The following is a 17,809-nucleotide window of genomic DNA, read 5'->3' as shown; positions in this document are numbered from 1 at the left end:
CGACCGTGTGCTCTCGGACGGTTCCTTCTCCGGTTCCCCGCCCTGTCGGGGCGTGCCTTTATCGGACACCGGCGATGTCCGCCCCGCCCACCTCGCGGACGAAGTAGTCCTCCAGGGCCTCGGCGGCCGCGTGGAGGGCCGCTATCTCCGACCTGCACCGCGCGGTGACGTCGGGGTCGGCGAATCGGACCGCCCCTCGGAGCACGCCCTGCTCGTCGTAGAGGATCTTGTAGGTCACCTCGTCGCCGAGGGTGACGATCTCCGGAACGGGACGGTCCCGCTCGAAGGACGCGAGCCGTTCGGGAGAAACGACGCGGATGTCCTCGCCGCACTGGGCCCGGACCCGCAGGGAGTGCAGTTCCCAGAGCAGGTAGACGGGGAAGGGCTTCTCCACGACCCGGACCCGGCGGACACCGCACCCCGCCTGGGCGAGACGGGTGAATTCCTTCCGAAGAGCGGGGCGGTTGTCCTCCAACAGGCGCAGGGACTCGTCCCGGCGCCCGTCGATAAAGGCCAGCCAACTCCTGCTTTCCGGTTGATGGAACTCCTGTTGCCGTTCGAGCTTGTAGACGTCGGTGTTCCTGAGCGACCCGAAACGGTTCCTGAAGTCACTGGAGTAGTCGGTGAGCGCCAGGTGATCTCCGGTAAGGGAGTCGATGGTGTCAAGCATCGGGAATATCCGATTTCGCTGAGATCAGTGTGGAACGGGGGATGACGATGAGTCGCTCGTCCTCCGCGATAGCGGCCCCGTTCGGGAGCCGATGGGCATAGGTCCGCGTCAGGTCACGGCCGATCACCGCGATGTCGCCGTTGGAGAGTTCCCAGATGTCGGGGCAGCCGTCGACGTGGTCGGTGTTGCCCAGCTCCGCCGGTGATCTGCCCAGTCTCCGTGCCATGTCCGCAGCGGGATCCGCTTCCCAGGGGCGTGTCATCGTGAGCCCTTCCACGCACTGTTCGGGGGGTGTACGTGCGCCTGACGAAAATAACACGAAAGCACGTATTCCCTGGGTGATGACCGTGTCGCCCACGGACACTATCGTCTTTCCTCGCCAGGTGTGCCGTGTTCCTTCGAATCCATCCCGGATTGCCGTGTCGCCTGAAGGGCAGGTCAGGGGATGTGTGGTGCCAAGGGTGGTTTTTCGTCTTCTGATGTAGCGGTGAGACTGTTTCTCAGCTTTTGCTGAAGTGGAATGTGGATTGTCCGCATCCGGTCATGGGGCGGGAGGGAGACAAGGGTATTTGGTCCCTGAATTCCCTGTTCGCGGGTAACCTATGGCGGATTCGCATACGAGGTGCGCACGGTCCCGTCACGGCGCGGGGTCGACGTCGAGCACGTGGACGCCCTCGGCTGATGAGACCACGATCGTGCCGTCGGGGGTGGCCAGGAGGTCGTGTACCTGTGGCGGCACCGACCAGGGGATGACGGCCTTCTCCGGGGTGTCCGTGTCCAGGAACAGATGACACAACCGTCCTGGAGGCTCCTGTGAGTAGCCCCGGCCCTGGACGAGGGCGGCGACCGGACGGCCGCCCCATTCGGTCACCCGCGAAACCAGGACCCACGGGTCGTTCGGGAACACCGGTTCCAGGTCGGGCAGGGTGACGATGTTCCCGGACTCGGCGAGGTAGGTGCGCCCGGCCGCGTGAGCGATCTCGACGTCCCGGCCATCGGGAACCCCGCTGTGCAGACACACCTTTCCCACCCAGGAGCCGTCGTCCGCCCGCTGCACGTAGACGAAGCACTTGTCGACGACGCTGAAGTCCTCGGCCCCGAACTCGACGACCTCCTCTGTGGTGGCCCAAGCCAGGTAGCCGTGCCGAAGAGTGAGCCGCTCACTGATCTCCCGGTAGCGGTAGTGTTCGCAGGCCATGCCGAGGATCGGTTCACTGGTGCCCAGGTCCACCGCCGTCACCGAACGGTGGTAGAGCCCCTCATCGTCCTCGTGTAGGAAGAGCAGGTCACGGCCTCCGCAGCGGCCCAGAGCCAGGGCACACACCTCATAGAAGCGTTCGTCCGTGTAGGTGCGAGGCAGAGCGAAGGTCTTCAGCACGGACCCGTCGCGTACGTCGGCGATCGTCAGGACCTTGGGAGCGACGAACGCCAGGACCGGTTCGGGTCCGAGCCTGGGAAGGTCGACCAGTTGGACGGGAGAGCGGAAGGAGTGTACGGGGCCCAGGGGGCGGCGGCTCCTCAGGTCGAAGGCGGCCGCGAGGAAGCTGTCGTGGGGGAGGCCGGGGTCGGAGTCGTCGTCCGCAACGACCAGCAAGGTGTCCCGGACCAGTTGAAGGCGTGCCCCGTGCCAGTCCTCGCCCAGCAGACGCGTCTCGCGCATCGGGTCCCCTCCGTCGGTTCCGGTTCCCCGGCATCGTAGAGCCCTCTGAGGGGCTCCGGTCAGTCGGCGGCCGCGGGCATCCGGAACCTGACCACCGGGACGGTGTCCGTGTCCGCTTCCTCGCCCTGTCCCGGTGACTGTCGTCCGGCGTCCCTGTCGGGGTTCACATGGGCCAGGAGTGCGCCGAAGTCAGCCCAGCCCTCACCGCTGCGTTCGCCGCCACCGGTGAGGTCGTACCAGACGGCCGGAGTCATCGGCGGACCGACCGGGACGGCGCGCACGGGTGCGTCCAGAGCGCGGTCGACTCCCAGGGAAGCGACGGTCTCCACCCCCAGGGCCACGCCCACCGGCGTCGGCCCACCTGTCCGGTAGGGGCTGCGGGTCAGGTCCGTACGGCCTCGGCGGCGGCGCACCTCCATCACGTGCAGTACGCCCCACTCGGTCAGCTTCCGCACGATCGGCACCAGGGCTGACAGGTCCGGCTCCTGCTCCGGCGGATGGTTCACCGTGAGCGTGACGGTCTCGCGGACGCCTTCCCGGGTCCGGCGTACCCGCAGAGTGCCGCAGAAGGCGCGTACGCCCTCCGGACGCACTGACGCGGGCGCGCCGGCGAACACCAGCCACGAGGGACGGGGAGACCGGTCCCGGCACAGACCTGTGAGGGAGCTGGTCTCCCATGCCAGGGTGGCGGGTTCGGTGGGGCCGAACAGGGAGGGTACGGCTCCGGCCAGGGTCTCGGTGAGAAGCTCGACCGTCTGGCCCAGGACAAGGTTCGGATCGGCCGGGTGGTCGGCCTTGAGGGTGACCTGGAGTTGGTGATCGGTCTCCTCCGGGGCCGGTTCGGCCCGCAGCGGGGAGTCGGCCACCGGAGTGCCGGGCGGGTCGGCGATCAGACCGTAGCGCTCGTCCCAGTGCAGCGGGCGGCCGGAGAACCCGTCGCGGAACCCGTCGCCGTCGGCCACCGCCCAGCGGGCCAGGGGCGCGGTCAGCAGGGTCGCCAGCGGTTCGGTGAGGCGCGAGTCCGGGGGCGTGACCAGCTGAAGGGCGCGGCCCTGGCGCGCTTGTGCGGCCAAGGCGTCGGCCAGCCAAACCGAGACCGGAACGACGGGCCGGTCCTCGACCACGACGGCGGCCTCCTCGGTGAGTGCGGCGACCACCGGATGCCCGGTGTCCCGGACGGGCAGCCCGTCGAGCTGCGGCAGGTGTTGCTCCGGCTGCCACACCAGTCCGCCGTACCACTCCACCAGCGTGTCGGCGAAGCGGCGCATCGCCTGCCGGGTGGTCGGGTCCGCCAGACCCGCCTCGGTGGTACGGGCCTCCACCCACCAGGGCTGCGCGGGCAGGGTGTCGGGAAGCGCGGTGTCCAGGAGTCGTTCGGCCTCGGCCGACACCGCGAGCCGCTGGGCGGCGTGCACCGCCGCGACCAGGTGCCCCGCCTCGTCGCGCAGCTGGACGAGCGCGCCATCGGCGACCAGGCGCACGCGTAGTGACGGCCCTGCCGCGGCAAGGGCGCGTGTCAGCCCGGGGATGCCCGGCGGGTGCTCCAGGAGGGCGATCAGGGTGCGGCTCACGGAAAGGGCTCCTTCAAGAACGGATGTGGGGGGGCGTGGCTGGGCCTACCCGGTGGCTCTGCCCTCGGCTTCTTCGCGCAGTTTCTCGTGGAGCCAGTCGGGGATGTTTTCCTCGTCGCGAGGGAAGTACTTCAGGTCGTTGGTGAAGCCCCAGGCCGTCGGGAAGAGGATGTGGGGGTCCTCGTCGTAGTTGTAGCGGACCTTGAACCTTCCGGGACGTGTGATGACGTACTCCATGGAGAACCATGTGCCCTTGCCGTCCTTGTACATCCCGGCACGAAGGTCGTCGAGCAAGATCTCAGTGTGTGGAGGAGCTCCCTTTCGGATGCTCTCACCGTTCGCGAGTTCGACGATGGCCAAACTACTCGAATGATCAATCACTGACTCTCTGCTGTAAGTGATCCGCTCCCATTCTTGGGGCATTTCTTTGAGGATTTCTGCACCGAACTCTTTGAGGATTTCCTGCTGTCGTCCATAATCTAGGCGTCCTCGCTTGAAGAACTTGCTAACCAATTTATCCTTTTTGTCGTGAGGGTCGTGAAGGGCGGGATCCCTCAGAACTTCAGGTCGAATGCTTTATTTTCACATCAGTCACTGGTGTAGCGATCAGAGAAGCGGACGATCTCTCTGAGGACGTCGTTCCAGTCCTCGTGGCCTTCCACTTCTGGTTCATATCCAGCACTCCATCGGCCGAAGAAGATATCGTCAAGGCACTGGTTGTCGTGCCCCTCCTTGAGAAGAGTCTTGGCTTCTTGGCGAAGGCCTTGCGAGATCTCATGGAGGGTCTTATTTTTCTCGAATACTTCGGAGAGTGTCTCGCCTTCGATGGTCCAGTCCTGATGTAGGTAGTAGTTGAAAAGGTAGCAGCGATTCCTGAACCTGTTGTCCATGCTCTTCATTACGTGTACGACCGGTGGGATGAGGTGGACACTCCTTCCCAGGTTGCTACTGCCGTCCTCCATGTCGATGTCCCACGTCCAACGGCAGACTGGTCCGGGTGCGTTGAGAAGAAGAGGCATGTCCTCCCCGCTACCTACTCGGTGGCTCTGCCTTCGGCTTCTTCGCGCAGTTTCTCGTGGAGCCAGTCGGGGATGTGCTCCTCGTCCCGGGGAAAGTACTTCAGGTCGTTGGTGAAGCCCCAGGCGGTGGGGAAGGCGATGTTGGGGTCGTCGTCGTAGTTGTAGCGGACCTTGAACCTACCTGGGCGGGTGATGACGTACTCAAGGGAGAACCAGGTTCCCTTGCCCTCTTTGTACATCCCGGCGCGGAGATCCTTGAACAGGAGCCCAAGGCCGGCAGGCATCCATGGCTCAACCTTTTCTCCTGTCTTGAGTTCCATGGTGAGAGAACTCGACGAGTGATCGATTACGGATTGTCGGGTGTAGACGATCCGCTCCCATTCTTTCGGGGCTTCGGTGAGGATTTTCGTTCCTACCTCCTTGAGGATATTCTGCTGCTGTGCATGGTCCAGGTGTCTGTGCTTAAACAATTTTACTAACAATCTCCTCCTGCTGTCGCGTGAGTCATGTGAGCCTTTTGAATAATGTAGATGCTCGGAATTAGAGTCTTCGTTTCAGGCTTGGTAATCGAGCGGTATTTTCTGTGCCTTATTCTGAGGGAATTGTCAAAAAGTTACCGACTTTCCTAAGTCTCCCTCATGTCGGAGAAATCACGCATAATGCCTCCACTCCAGGGGAGTCGTTCCTCGAAGTCGCATGCCGCTACGGCGGGCAGAGATGCTTCCCAGAGGGTGCTGAGTAGGAGAGACACCTGAGAAACCAGCGACGGAAGCAAGGAGTGATCTTCTAGTTCAAACTCAACGAGCGCAGGCCAATAAAGAAAATCTTCGTTGAAGGTCCCGTCTCCATCAGAGTCTTCGTTCCGGATTACCTCGACACGGGAATCGGAAATTTTTATTATGTCTTCGTCGAAGCTCACGTCAAAGGTGGCGGATACGATGTTGCGCACGGAGGTCACGTCTGCCTTTGCGACAAACACCTTGCAGTACAGTGCGTCAGAAAGGGGCATTACTAGGGCACCTCAATGAATGGAGGGTTGTCAAAAGGTCCTTTTTTCAAAATGAAGGATATATCCACCTTCATTTTGAATATTTCTTGGAGTTGAAGCCGGAGGGGTTTGAATCCCGCTTCTCCTGACTGAATCTTTCCAACTTTTATTGCATGAAGCATGGTGCGTTCCTTGGAGCTTCCTGGGTTTGGCTGCTTAAACCGCTCCTCGATAATTCTGTGGAATGTTTCTTCGTTGATTCTCACTGCAAAATCAATGTCTGAATCAGGTCTGGCTGTTCCGGCGGCCCTGCTGCCTTGGACAACGATATCATCTGTTCTGTCTCCTACGGTTTCTCGAATGAGTTCTGCGCCTTTTTCAAAGTCCTCTTGGGAGATGCCCTGCGGGGGGCCCTCATGGTAATCCTTGGATGATTCTCCATCATCGTTCCCGCTGGTGATTGTGCCGTCTCGGGGCGGTTCGTCGCCGCTTCCTGAGTCACCACCGTCGGGCGTGAGTGACCCCTGGTCCTCGCCAGTACCATCCTGGCCGTGATCATTGGAAGTGTCGTTTTCCTGGAGACCTTGCCCATTCTGCCCATCTTCACTGTGATCAGAACCGCTGTTGGCGCTGTCCGTGGCACCGGAATCATCGACGGTGAAACCGTCCCCTCTGGCGGGGCCGGAAACCGGGGCCGTGGGACTCTCCTGCCCCGAGGCGGAACCGTCGTCGACCGGGGAGGTCGCCCAAGGGGCGCTGGAGGTGTCGGAGCCGCTGTCCGAGGTGCCGTCGCGCAGGTCCTGGGCGGTCGGATCGTCGGTGTCTCGCGGTGCGACGGCCTCACTTCCTGCCGAGGTGCCCCCGCCGTTCAGAGCCGTCCCGCCCACATCCGGTGAGGGAGTGTTCCCGCTGGGCCCGGTGGGAGCCTCCGGGGACGGTGCCGGAGTGGGGGAACCTGACGGTGTCCCTTCAGAGGCCGGAGACCCGCTGGACTGGCTCTCCAGACCGGACAGGGACTCGTGCATCCCGCCGATAGCGTTGCCCGGGTCGGACTGGCCCCCGGTGGGAGCGCTGGTGGCCATGCCCACGGTGTCGGTGCCGCGGAGTCCGTTACCAGTGCCGTCCACACTGTGGGTGCCGCGGCCGCCGTCAGGGGAGCCGTTACCGTCGGGCCCCGATCCCGACCCGGACCCCGACCCCAGGTCGGGGCCGTCGAGGAACACCCTGCCCCAGCCCAGGGGAGAAGCCATGAGCGCGATGTTCCCGGCTCCGTTCACGATGGTGTACTCGGGCCGGTGGTCCCACTCACTCACCGGAACGATGGCGTCGCCGTACGCCTGCCACGCCTCCTTCGCGTTGTGGTACTGCGCGTCCAGGCTCTCCGGCGCGATCCACTCGCCCTGTCCGTCCGAGCCCGCCAGCGCCCAGAAACTGTTCTTAGCCTCCTCCCAATTGGTGAGGAGGTTCTGGCCGTGCTCGGTACCGAAGGGGTAGACGAACTGGCCGTCCCGGTACAGCCCGGTGGTGACCCCCAGTCCGACCGCCATACCGATGGCGATGTCGCCCACACTCCAGAACACGTTCTCCAATGCGCCGGGTGGCTCGTCCACCGCGGAACCCCACGGGTTGGCCTGGTCCACGGGGGCCGAGGCCGTCCCGTACACCTGCCAGGTGCGGTCACCACCGGTGGAGGTCTGGTCGTGCCCGGCCTTGTCGCTGTGGCCGGTGAAGAAAGTACCGCCGTAGTGCTGGCCGATCGCGTTGGCGCAGGCGCGTTCGGCCTCCTGGTACTCGTGGACGGCCGCTGCGACCCGGTTGTTCAGGTCGTTGTTGCGCTCGCGCTCGTCCTCGTCCTCCAGCCACTCCCTGTCCCAGCCCACGTCGGCGCGGAAGGCCTCGGCCTCCGCCTTGAGGCCGGTCAGGCGTGACTTGAGTTCGCGTGCGGTCTCGGCGAAGGTCTCCAGCGCGCTGGCGGCGTCCCTGACGCCGGTCGCGACGGCGGACCCGTCGGAGGAGACCGGGTCCAGGGCGCTGAGCAGGGTGTCGGCCTCCGGCGCCACGTAGACGCCGGTGAGGGAGGCCCAGGTGGAGGTGATGCCCTCGCCCGATTCCTCGATGGCCTCGCCGACTGCGCGCAGTCGGCCGACGGCCTCGTCGAGCTCGTCGGGGTCGACATTGGGGATGGGGACCAGGCCGGGGACGATCCCGCCGTCGCCGGCGGGTGCGCACGACTCTGTGGAGAAGGAGGTGAATTCCATGGGGCCTTCGGGGATGGGGGAGGGCAGAGAGCCGGAGGGGCGTCAGGGGAGACGGGGATGGAAAGGGGCACGTTGGCCACGGCGCCTTGCCCGGCGCAGCGCTGAGCCCTGGGGAGCCCCCGGGCGGAGGGTCAGTGCGGCTGGTTCTCGGAAGGCTCGGGCACCGTTCCTGCGTTGGCCTGGGCGTTCTCGGCCATCTCCAGGTTGCCGTTCGCGTAGTGCATCGTGGCCTCGCCCGCGCCCCCGGTGGCGCTCGCGCTCAGGGTGATCATCTCCCCGACGATGCCGAGGAAGTGCGTGCCGAACTCCCCGAGCGCGATGCTGATGGGGACGCTCGAAGCCGCGGAGTTCACCTCCTCCAGACGCGTGCCGAGGTCGGTGTACTCACCGGACAGCCCGGTGGTGCCCTCCTCGTCGCCGATGAGACCGGAGACGTTGCGCAGGACTCCGTTGACCTCGGACACCTGGATGTTCCACGCGGACATGTGGGGGCTCCTTCTCCGTCGGGGGCGGTGGAGGGCGGTGGCGGACCGCATGTCTGGTGGCCGCGCACTCACCGAGAGTTCCACAGGGGTGGGACGTTTTCTCACCTTCTGCGTGGTTTCCGAAGGTCAGGTCGGCATGGCGTGGATATGCGCGTATGTGCAGGTGAAGACGAGGAATGACCAGGGAAGCACGAGGAGGGGCATGGGCCCCGGGTGGCACACGTCACTTTCCAGGGTGCGTGGTGGAGGAACTTCTCCCGGGAGTACGCGCAGGTCACGCGTGTGCGCATCGGCGCTGGGGATATGGCCGGATGCGGTCATCGAGGTCCTGGGCTCCGGGGCCCGAGGGCGGCATCGGTGTCCCAAGCCGCCCCGTAGGGCTGAACACACTTGCCGGTGTCTGTTCCAGTCCGGGCCGGAGACCGAACCCCGTAGCGCTCCAGGGAATCGCGGACGGCGATCCCGGCAGACTGTCACGGGGACGGGCCTACGCGCGGCGCGGCGCGGTCATGAACCTGACCGTCGACACCGAACACGCCATGGTCAGCGCACCCGTCCAGGGTTCACGAGGGAGGCCCTAACGGGTGGTCGTCGTCTACCAGACCATCGAGGACTACCGGTGGGGCTGGATCCTGGAGGACCTGGCACAGGATCCCGACGCCACCGCGGACCCGCTCACCGACGAACTTCCCGGGGACGTCGAGGAGGTGTTCGCCCGCCACGGGGTGCGGCTCTTCCCCGACTCCGTCGACGACCTCGACATCCACTGCACCTGGCCGGACCGGGGCATCTCTGTAAACACGGCGTCGCGGTCCTGTACACGTGGGCTTCGGCGCTCGACGACGCCCCGCTGCTGCTCTTCGCGTGGCTGGGAAGGGCCGAGGACGAGGGGAACGCAGCCCTGGACGCCTCGGGGAGCGGGAGCGGGAGCGGACCGGGCGGAGAACTGGGAGTGGAGGTGGCGCCGTTGGTCGATCACGTCGCCGACTTCTGGACCGTGGGGGAGCCCGTGCGTCTGGCCTCGCCCCGTTCCTTCGACCCGCTCGCGCACTGGGAGGGTTCCACCCCGGGCGCCGCCTCCCGGCTGGCGCCCGTGTACGAGCGGATCGGCCGTACGACGGGTTGATCATGTCGCTCCTGACGGGCGGCCGGGCGTCCCCTCGCGCGGGGCGGCGTTCGCCGTGGTCGATGAACGCGCACAGCGGATGGAGGCCGTAGGTCTTCTTCCAGGTGGGGCCGCTATCTCCTTGTCGGAGTGGGCGGTGACGAGGGTGGCGTCCCGGTCTCCCCCTCCGTCCTGCCCGGAGTCACGCCGTCGGGGAAACCGGGCGGGGCCGACGTGGGCCAGCGCGGGTTCGTAGGCCCTTGGTGCGGCTCGGTGTGAAGGTGTGCTGCCCGTGGTCGAGGGTAGGCCGGGGAACGAGAGGCGATGGGGAGCGAAGTCAGGCAGTCCTTCTCCGGACGAGGGTGGCGACATGACTTCCCGGATAGAAGCAGGACGTGGGCGGGAACAGTACGCTCACAGGGTCGCCTGGCCACGGCCCCGGTAAGCCAGCGTCCAGTTCGAGGAGTCGATTACGTGCTGATCCGTCTACACGACGCCCTGAGGCTGCGTACCTCGCCGCCGGTATTCTTCGGCGCGGCCGCGGTGGTCATCGTGTTCGTGCTTGTCACCATCATCTTCACCGAGCCGCTGGATGCAGCCGTCACCGTCGCCTCGGACTGGCTGTACGCCAACCTGGGCTGGTTCTACATTCTCGGCCTCACCTTGTTTCTGGTTTTCCTGGTTTATGTTGCCGCCAGCCGATTCGGGCGGGTGAAGCTGGGCCCCGACGACGAAGAGCCCGAGCACTCCGGTCCGGCTTGGTTCGCCATGCTCTTCGCCGCTGGCATCGGTAGCATCCTGATGTTCTGGGGCGTGGCCGAACCCATCAGTCATTTCGGTGATCCGCCGCGGGGGCCGTCCCTGGGCGTGGAGCCGGAGACAGCAGCTGCTGCCGCGGACGCGATGAACTTCACGCTCTATCATTTCACCCTGCACACCTGGGCGATCTTCACCCTGCCAGCGCTGTGCTTCGCCTACTTCATCCACAAGCGGAACCTGCCTCCGCGTGTCAGCTCAATCTTCCAGCCGATTCTCGGTGAGGGGATCCACGGGCCGATCGGTAAGTTCATCGACATCGTCGCCATCGTCGGCACGGTCTTTGGCGTCGCGGTCTCCCTCGGACTGGGTGCTCTGCAGATCAACAGCGGAGTCAACCGTGTGCTCGGCATCCCGGAGAACGCCGTGTGGCAACTGGTCATCATCGGCGTCGTCGGCGGGGCCGCGATGATCTCCGTCGCGTTGGGTCTGGACCGCGGCATCAAACGCCTGTCCAACATAAACATTTGGATGGCCGTGGGTCTGCTGGTGTTCATCCTGCTGACCGGTTCCACTCTCTTCGTGCTCCAGGGAACCATCGAAGCGCTGGGCCGTTACATAGTGAATCTGCCGGAACTGGCCTTGTGGAACGACACCTTCGCCGACACCGGTTGGCAGTCCAACTGGACGGTGTTCTATTGGGCCTGGACGATCAGCTGGTCACCGTTCGTGGGCATCTTCATCGCCCGGATCTCCAAGGGCCGCACCATCCGTCAGTTCATCACCGGAGTACTCCTCATTCCGTCCGGTTTCTCGGTGCTGTGGTTCGGCATCTTCGGGTTCTCCGCTTTCGACATCGAGCTCAACGGTGAGGGCGGCCTGGTCGAAAGTGTCGTGGAGCAGCAGGACGTCCCCGGGGCGCTGTTCACGTTCTTGGAGCACTACCCCGCCACCCCCTTCACCTCGGTGCTCGCCATCGTCCTGGTGGTGGTCTTCTTCATCACCTCGGTGGATTCCGCGGCGCTGGTGACCGACACGATGGCCAACGGCCATGAGGACTTCAACCCGTTGGGGCAGCGCATCTTCTGGGCCGTCGCCATCGCCGTGGTAACCGCCACTCTGCTGGTGTTCTCCGGAACCGGCGGTCTGGGAGCGCTGGAGAAGATCGTCGTCCTCGTCGGCCTGCCGTTCTTCGTGATGGGATACTTCCAGATGTACGCGGTGTACCGAGCTCTTCGGGAAGACGCCGGAGAGCTGCCGGCTATGCGGACACGCAGGTGGAAGAAGGTCCTGCCCCCGGAAGAGTACGAACGCCGCCAGGACGAGGATGAACACGACGTCTCAGAAGTCGTCGTTCAGCCCGAAGCCATCGACGAACCGCCCGTGATGCGTGACCCCTACGTCGACCGGGGCCGGGCGACCGGAGCCCCCGGCACACTCTCGGCACGGACCGGTTCGACAAGGCGCCCCGGCCAGCAGCTGAACCGACCGAATCGGCCGCCGCAGGCCGGAGGTCAGGACCGGAAGGACTCTGATTGAGAGCGTCCGGCGGTAGGGGCGCTGCGGTGGCCGAGCACATGCGTACCGAGTTGGTGGATGACGAGTCGGCTGGGAATGCTGGAGAGTTGATGGCCGCATGCGCCGCCCTACTGGATGAGACCGGCGAGTGAGAGGGGTCGCGGTACCGGCTCGTGCATGCACCACCCTCGTCGGTCCCCGTTCCGGCCGCATGGGCCAGGATGACCATCGCCACCGGTGGGGCGCCGAGGCCAGGTTCGGAACCGTCGCCAGCGCCCGTGTGGGGCCTGGCCCGGATATGACCACAGAACCTGAACCCGTCAGCACGTACCTGCTGATCCTCAGCGAGCGCGAGGCCGTGGCGTGGGTGCTGCGCACCTCACGGATGGCCTTCCCCGCGACGCGACGCGCGGAGGTGGAGCGGCTCAAGGTCGCTGGCACCCCTGAGGACCTCGTGCCGGAGTACGTGGAGAAGGTGCGCCGCTGGAGATGGCGCTGAGCCGCGTGGGTGAGCGGGTGCGCGGTGCCAGCGCGGACGTGCCGGGCGGCCAGGGCGTGGTGCTGCTGTACCGGGCGACGCCGCTGGCGCGCTACGAGCAGAGACGGACCCTGCTCGGACGTCTCGTCGAGGAGGCGCGCGAGGCCGACCGGGCCCCGTACGGGCTGTGGCTGCTGTGCCCGATGCGCGGACCGCAGACTTCGGCCCTGCTGGATGGACGCCCCGCGGGCATCATCGCTGACGCCGAGCAGGTGCTGCTGCCGCGCGGCTTCTCCGCCCCTGAGGCCGTTCTGGTGGGCTGACCCGGTCCGAAGTTCGCCGTGGGAGCGGTGTGGACGTGACCACAAGCGGTCACGTCCCCTGTCCGGATGTTCTGCCCGGGGTCAGCCGTGCCCTCCGCGACGACGGAGTATGCCAGGAGCGCCGACGCTGAGCCTGGAACCCGCGAATTCGCGGGATGACTTACTACCACAGACGGGAATTTCCGGGCAAACGCGCCACCGTTGCTCCGCATCGCTTTCCAAAGGGGTGAGTGACGGTGCGCGGACCCCTGGTGACTAGGATGGCACCGCGATTCTCCTGGAATCGATACACATGCCCCGGACAGGACGGATACGTGTCCTGCCCGGGGATTTCTCTGTCTTCGTCCTGTAGGGGGAAACGTGTCCGAAGAAGTGGGAGTGGAAACAGACCTCGGTTTCAGCTCCGGCCTGGACGCCGAGGCCATGGCCAACGCCATGGCCGGTCTGTCGGACATGTTCGACCACCTCATGGAGGAGGCCAGGTCCAGAAGCGAGCACGCGCGGATGCGTACGGGATACGCGGTGTTCCTGGACAAGTACGTCGACCACATCGCCGAGGTCGAGGAGAACGGGCTGCGCCTCGCCGAGAACATCCAGGCCGGGGTGGCGGAGGCCGCGGAAACCGACCTCAGGAGCGCTGAGGACTACTCCCACGCCTGGCCGGACATGCGCAGCATCAACTTCTGACCCGCCACCCCGGTCGCTGTACGGCCGGAAAGCCAAGGGGATTCATGGGAACTTTCGACCTGAATTTCAACCCGGAGTCCACGGACGCGATCTCCGGCCTGATCAAGGAGGACGCCCGGGAGTTCGAACGCCTGCGGATGAGGATCCTTGGTCAGTCCGAGGAACTCGACACGAGCTTCAACAGTGGAGCCGCAGCCTTCTCGGACGGTATCGGATGGGACATCAGCAGAGCCTCCGCCGAGGAGATCAAGCAGTGGCAGGACGCGGGAGCGGCTGTGGAGTTCTGCGCGGGAGTCACCCAGAGGTGGGGTGACTACGTCCAGGAGTTCAATCTGGAACGCAACAACCTCATCGGGGAGTGGAAGGAGGCCAAGGCAGCACAGGAGGCCCTCATCCCCGAGGAGTACGCGGGGGAGACGATCACCTACACGTACCCGGAGGCGGGGTTCCTCGGGATCGGGGACGGTGCCAGGGCGCGGGAGCTCTTCTCCGAGCTTTCGGACAAGCTGGAGTCACTGCGTGAGCGGGCCAAGAAGAACTACGACGACCTCCTGGACAACGGCGACGAGTGTGGAGACATGCTCCGGGAGGGGCCGACACCCGAGAACGTCCGTCTCCTGATGGAAGGCGGGTACACCGACTGGTTCTTCTACAACATCGACCCGCAGACGTACGCCCCTCCGATCGAGTTGAGCCCGGACCAGGCGGACGAATGGGCCGAGGACCTGGAGGAGTACTGGTCCGGCGAACGGGAGATGGACGAGCGCTACGAGTCCCTGATGCTGATCATGGGGATGCTGGCCTCCCGCGCCCGCATGGCGCAGGAGGGCGTCGGGGAGATGACCGACGACGAGATGCAGATCCTCGAGAACTTCTACGCGACCCTGGAGGAGTCGCGCGCGGGCCAGGGCGGGGTCGTGGAAATGGCCGCGTACCTGCCGCTTGAGGGCATGGACCCGGAGGAGTCGGATCGCATCCTGAGCATCATCGGTGACGGCATCGTCGCGCTGTCCAACGAGGACTTCGGAGGCGGCTACGACCGGCTCCCCGAAAGCGTCCGTCACACCGCCGAGGGTTACTTCCTGCACGAGGACTACCCGTCCGCATCGTGGGTCAGGGACATGAAGAACCTGGCCGAGATCTTCGAGCACGTCGATCCCTCCCTGGCACCCGGGGAGGCGCTCGGCGGTGCTCTGCACACCTCCATCGGTGTGTACTTCGCCGACGGCGGTCCGGTGAACTTCGACTACGACGGCTTCTTCGGTCAGGTCCTCGACGTCGCCTACCGCAACGAAGACCTCAACTTCTCCCTGATGAAGGGAGAGTTCGAGCATCCCGCCGTCGACGATCCGACACGGATCGAGGTCGGTGGCGAACCCATCGAGAGCATGGAGGATCTCGCTGACCAGGCGACCATCGGCCTCTTCACCCACGACTGGGACGACGGCGGCGAGGCCATGCGTGGCTTCAGCGACTGGATCGTCGAGTACCAGGACAGTTCCGACCCGGACCAGCGGGAGATGGGCAACGAGGCGCTCGCCGTCTTCCTGGACATGGTGACGAAGGGCGACTTCAGTGAGAGCCTCAACAACACCGGTGAGGACGTGGTGGAGACGAACGACGCGGGTGAGGAGGTCACCTGGCGGGACGTCTCGGTGGGGCACCTGAACCCCGCCATCGCGGAGGGGTTCTCCGACATCTTCCTGGCGAACATGGAGTACTTCGCCAACGGAGAGGGCCTGGGCGAGTCCGCTTCGCCGTGGGGCAGTGAATCTGGAGAGGATCGCTTGCCCTCGGTGTGGATCGACGAGGACAGCGAACTCTGGAAGGGCGACCACGATAATCCGCGGGTCTGGCTGAACCCGGAGACACGGCTCGCCTTCGTCCAGTACATCATGGGCGACGAAGAGACGGCGGCGAACACTTATGCGGAGGTCTTCGAGCATGAACTGAAATCCCTCGAGGAGTTTGCTTTCGGTAATCAGGAATGGTCGATTCCTCGAGACGCGGGAACGCTCAGGGGCCTGGTTGACCTTGCCCTGGAGAATGAGGCTAGGGCCAGGGTTGACAGTAGTGAGGAAGAGGCGGAGTACGACAACAAGGTGAGGGGTATCGCGGTTGACGTCGTAGGAGGCATCGCCGGTGATCTCAAAATTCCAGGGGTTATCGTTGAAGCTCTCAAGGCAACCGCGAAGGAAGAGCTCGAAATCCCCGCCCAGTTCGAGCAACAGGAAAACGCGGGATCCAATGAGGGGGCGTGGGAGCTTTCCCATCACTCCAAGATTTTCGCACTGGCTGCGCTCGCCGAGAGCAACGAAGAGTTCATGAACACCCTGAAGACTGACCATGAGGGCGTTCTTTCGGAGGAGGGTGAGTTCATCATGGACTTCAATGATTGGGAGGTTCCAGGTGATGGGAGAGGCGAAGCCCTGACAGAAATCATGGTGGTGGCCGAGGACTACTCCCTTCCCGGCTCTGACCGCACCGCGAGCGAGGACATCGAGACCTACGCGGATGGTTACCGAAATCAGCGTTCGACGTGGGAGGACAAGTTCCCGCCGAAGGAGGATGACTAGGCGTGGGTGTTGCGAAGACGAACAGGACCATGGTCTTCCTCGTCTCCTGTTCCTTTGTGCTTTCCTCCTGCTCGTGGGGCGGGGATGAGAACCTTCCCTATCCGGACTCCTTCTCCGACGTGGAGTGGGAGTGGGAGAGCCCGGATCCCGAAGGAGGCCGGATCATCCCTGTGGCTGGTGGGGTCGCGGTCGTCCGGGACCACACGGTCGCAGTTCTCTCAGGCGAGAGCGGCAGGGAAACGTGGACTTACGACGACGAGGAGAACGAGGCGGAAGAGGTGAGGCTGTCCGGAAACGGTGACTACCTGGTATGGGAGGTGGTTCTCGAGGAGCTCGGGGTTCGGGAGTACGGGGACGAGAAGGCCGAACACTGGCTCGCCGATCCCGTCACGGGAGAGATCGTCCACAAGCTTCCCGCGTCGGGCTATGTGGGGCAGCGGCTGTTCACGGACGATCTCTACGTGCAGGAGGAGCAGGTCAGAGAGGGGGAGCCCACACGTTTTGCGGCCTACCAACTCGCTGATGGTGAGGGCGGCGACCCGGTGTGGACCTCGGATGCGCATCTCAGGTGTGAGGCGAAGCCGGAGTTCGAGGTCCGCAATCACGATGCGGTCCTGGTCGGAGATGTGGTGCTCATTCCCTACACCTGTGTCGAGGACGAGATCGGGTGGCGTGGTGAGGGGCCGCAGACCGTAGTGGCCGGGCTGCTCGGGTTGGACATGGAGAACGGTGAGGAGTTGTGGCGGGCCGAGAGCACCATGGAGGAGGCTTCCCTCCACGACTCCTATGACCGGGAACTGGAACGGGTGAACGACGACTACCTGAACGTGTATGGCCCCCACAGGGAGACTGTCAGGCTCCTGGAGGCGCGTACCGGAGAGCCGGTTCCCGACAGGGGAGGGGCGTTCGCGGGTCCCGGGAGCGCGTCGTGGCTGGTGGATGACGTGGGCGATGACGAGTACGTGCGGCTTGGCGAAGGGCTCCGTGAGGAGGCCGGGGTCGACTTCTCCCGCGAATCCGGCATGAGCGAGGTAGTCCCCCTCGAAAGCGGGCTGGCCGTGGTCGCCGACACGGGAACGGATCCCACGGCGGTCTTCCAGGCGTGGGACGAGGAGTCGGAACGGGTCTACGTGGAACTGGGCATCGCCGGACACGAGGTCCTCGACGTGGAGTCGGTGCCCGGGGCGGTGGTGGTACTGCACAAGGACCCGGAAACCGGCCATCTCGGGCTTGTGGGCCTGGCCTGAACATTGACCGGTTGCGAGGACTGTGCTCCTGTGCGCCCCCGCCGGGTCCTCCTGCGGCTCCCCGCCCTTCGACGGGCAACCGAGGGGCATGGGGTCCGGGACAGATCACGGCTGGTCACGCCTGTGTCGCTGTTGGAGAGCTCCCGGAGGCCGGTGCATCCGTTGACGTTGTCGGTGCCGCCCAACTCCACCGGTGAGCCGCCCAGCCCCGTCCCATCCCCGCAGCGGAGTCTGCCTTCCAAGGCCGTGCCATCGTGAGCCCTTCCGCTCATTGCCCGAGGATGTAATGGTTTGTTCGCATCCGGTCGTGGCGGGGGAGGAGGGCAGGGGGCCTTGGTGCTTGGATTCCTGTTCGCGGATGCCCCGTGGTGCGCGCGTGGGCGGTGTCATGAGGCCGGGGGTGCCAGTGAACAGGTATCGGCCTGCCGACGATGGAAGCCCTTGTGGTTGGCCGTTTTCGGACACCCG

The 17,809-nt window shown here is 64.9% G+C and carries 18 protein-coding genes; 7 read left to right on the top strand and 11 right to left on the bottom strand.

Annotation, left to right across the window (positions count from 1 at the left end):
- Nucleotides 1-58: 58 nt before the first annotated feature.
- The 11 genes from PV789_RS18010 to PV789_RS17960 form a co-directional block, all read right to left on the bottom strand.
- Nucleotides 59-670, bottom strand: a complete 612-nt coding sequence (locus PV789_RS18010; RefSeq protein WP_212643863.1) for a DUF6879 family protein — start codon at nt 668-670, stop codon at nt 59-61.
- A complete protein-coding gene (locus PV789_RS18005; protein ID WP_212644391.1) occupies nt 663-932 on the bottom strand; it encodes a hypothetical protein in 270 nt (89 codons plus the stop codon). The genes PV789_RS18010 and PV789_RS18005 overlap by 8 nt, the downstream gene beginning before the upstream one ends.
- A 375-nt stretch (nt 933-1,307) precedes the next feature.
- A complete protein-coding gene (locus tag PV789_RS18000) occupies nt 1,308-2,330 on the bottom strand; it encodes a hypothetical protein (RefSeq protein WP_274973729.1) in 1,023 nt (340 codons plus the stop codon).
- 59 nt (nt 2,331-2,389) lie between these two features.
- A complete protein-coding gene (locus PV789_RS17995) occupies nt 2,390-3,901 on the bottom strand; it encodes a DUF6177 family protein (protein ID WP_274973728.1) in 1,512 nt (503 codons plus the stop codon).
- A 45-nt stretch (nt 3,902-3,946) separates the two neighbouring features.
- Nucleotides 3,947-4,195, bottom strand: coding sequence for an antitoxin YezG family protein (locus PV789_RS17990; protein ID WP_274973727.1), 249 nt, complete (start codon nt 4,193-4,195; stop codon nt 3,947-3,949).
- Between the two features lie 293 nt (nt 4,196-4,488).
- Entirely contained in the window at nt 4,489-4,920 is a 432-nt protein-coding gene (locus PV789_RS17985; protein WP_274973726.1) for a contact-dependent growth inhibition system immunity protein, read from the bottom strand.
- A gap of 14 nt (nt 4,921-4,934) precedes the next feature.
- On the bottom strand, nt 4,935-5,204 hold the full coding sequence (locus PV789_RS17980; RefSeq protein WP_274973725.1) for an immunity protein YezG family protein: 270 nt from the start codon (nt 5,202-5,204) through the stop codon (nt 4,935-4,937).
- Nucleotides 5,205-5,545: 341 nt separating this feature from the next.
- Nucleotides 5,546-5,929, bottom strand: coding sequence for a hypothetical protein (locus tag PV789_RS17975; RefSeq protein ID WP_274973724.1), 384 nt, complete (start codon nt 5,927-5,929; stop codon nt 5,546-5,548).
- Nucleotides 5,930-5,931: 2 nt separating this feature from the next.
- Complete coding sequence (locus PV789_RS17970; protein ID WP_274973723.1) at nt 5,932-8,166, bottom strand: nucleotidyltransferase domain-containing protein; 2,235 nt, start codon at nt 8,164-8,166, stop codon at nt 5,932-5,934.
- A 131-nt stretch (nt 8,167-8,297) separates the two neighbouring features.
- Nucleotides 8,298-8,651, bottom strand: coding sequence for a DUF6507 family protein (locus tag PV789_RS17965; protein ID WP_274973722.1), 354 nt, complete (start codon nt 8,649-8,651; stop codon nt 8,298-8,300).
- Between the two features lie 563 nt (nt 8,652-9,214).
- Complete coding sequence (locus tag PV789_RS17960; protein WP_274978295.1) at nt 9,215-9,418, bottom strand: hypothetical protein; 204 nt, start codon at nt 9,416-9,418, stop codon at nt 9,215-9,217.
- 200 nt (nt 9,419-9,618) lie between these two features.
- On the opposite strand from PV789_RS17960, the gene PV789_RS17955 reads away from it, so the two are divergent.
- From PV789_RS17955 to PV789_RS17925, 7 genes are all read left to right on the top strand, one after another.
- Nucleotides 9,619-9,777, top strand: coding sequence for a hypothetical protein (locus tag PV789_RS17955; protein WP_274978294.1), 159 nt, complete (start codon nt 9,619-9,621; stop codon nt 9,775-9,777).
- Between the two features lie 453 nt (nt 9,778-10,230).
- Nucleotides 10,231-12,051 (top strand): BCCT family transporter, encoded by a 1,821-nt coding sequence (locus PV789_RS17950; protein WP_274973721.1) that lies wholly within the window; start codon nt 10,231-10,233, stop codon nt 12,049-12,051.
- Nucleotides 12,052-12,328: 277 nt separating this feature from the next.
- Entirely contained in the window at nt 12,329-12,529 is a 201-nt protein-coding gene (locus PV789_RS17945) for a hypothetical protein (RefSeq protein WP_274973720.1), read from the top strand.
- A complete protein-coding gene (locus PV789_RS17940) occupies nt 12,520-12,831 on the top strand; it encodes a hypothetical protein (RefSeq protein WP_274973719.1) in 312 nt (103 codons plus the stop codon). The genes PV789_RS17945 and PV789_RS17940 overlap by 10 nt, the downstream gene beginning before the upstream one ends.
- A 378-nt stretch (nt 12,832-13,209) precedes the next feature.
- The gene (locus PV789_RS17935; protein ID WP_274973718.1) at nt 13,210-13,518 is read left to right on the top strand and encodes a hypothetical protein; all 309 of its coding nucleotides are present in this window, start codon (nt 13,210-13,212) and stop codon (nt 13,516-13,518) included.
- Between the two features lie 44 nt (nt 13,519-13,562).
- Entirely contained in the window at nt 13,563-16,094 is a 2,532-nt protein-coding gene (locus PV789_RS17930) for a TPR repeat domain-containing protein (protein ID WP_274973717.1), read from the top strand.
- A gap of 2 nt (nt 16,095-16,096) precedes the next feature.
- The gene (locus PV789_RS17925; RefSeq protein ID WP_274973716.1) at nt 16,097-17,341 is read left to right on the top strand and encodes a Maf family protein; all 1,245 of its coding nucleotides are present in this window, start codon (nt 16,097-16,099) and stop codon (nt 17,339-17,341) included.
- The last annotated feature ends 468 nt before the right edge of the window (nt 17,342-17,809 follow it).

The organism is Nocardiopsis camelliae (genome assembly GCF_028993595.1).
Classification (GTDB): Bacteria; Actinomycetota; Actinomycetes; order Streptosporangiales; family Streptosporangiaceae; genus Nocardiopsis; species Nocardiopsis dassonvillei.
This window is presented reverse-complemented; position numbering and strand designations above follow the sequence as displayed.

Bases quoted from the DNA above. Each gene is read 5' to 3' on its own strand.
- PV789_RS17940 (WP_274973719.1), top strand. From the start codon at position 12,520: ATGGCGCTGAGCCGCGTGGGTGAGCGGGTGCGCGGTGCCAGCGCGGAC.
- PV789_RS18005 (WP_212644391.1), bottom strand. From the start codon at position 932: ATGACACGCCCCTGGGAAGCGGATCCCGCTGCGGACATGGCACGGAGA.
- PV789_RS17965 (WP_274973722.1), bottom strand. From the start codon at position 8,651: ATGTCCGCGTGGAACATCCAGGTGTCCGAGGTCAACGGAGTCCTGCGC.
- PV789_RS17945 (WP_274973720.1), top strand. From the start codon at position 12,329: ATGACCACAGAACCTGAACCCGTCAGCACGTACCTGCTGATCCTCAGC.
- PV789_RS17985 (WP_274973726.1), bottom strand. From the start codon at position 4,920: ATGCCTCTTCTTCTCAACGCACCCGGACCAGTCTGCCGTTGGACGTGG.
- PV789_RS17970 (WP_274973723.1), bottom strand. From the start codon at position 8,166: ATGGAATTCACCTCCTTCTCCACAGAGTCGTGCGCACCCGCCGGCGAC.
- PV789_RS18010 (WP_212643863.1), bottom strand. From the start codon at position 670: ATGCTTGACACCATCGACTCCCTTACCGGAGATCACCTGGCGCTCACC.
- PV789_RS17930 (WP_274973717.1), top strand. From the start codon at position 13,563: ATGGGAACTTTCGACCTGAATTTCAACCCGGAGTCCACGGACGCGATC.
- PV789_RS17975 (WP_274973724.1), bottom strand. From the start codon at position 5,929: ATGCCCCTTTCTGACGCACTGTACTGCAAGGTGTTTGTCGCAAAGGCA.
- PV789_RS17980 (WP_274973725.1), bottom strand. From the start codon at position 5,204: ATGCCTGCCGGCCTTGGGCTCCTGTTCAAGGATCTCCGCGCCGGGATG.
- PV789_RS18000 (WP_274973729.1), bottom strand. From the start codon at position 2,330: ATGCGCGAGACGCGTCTGCTGGGCGAGGACTGGCACGGGGCACGCCTT.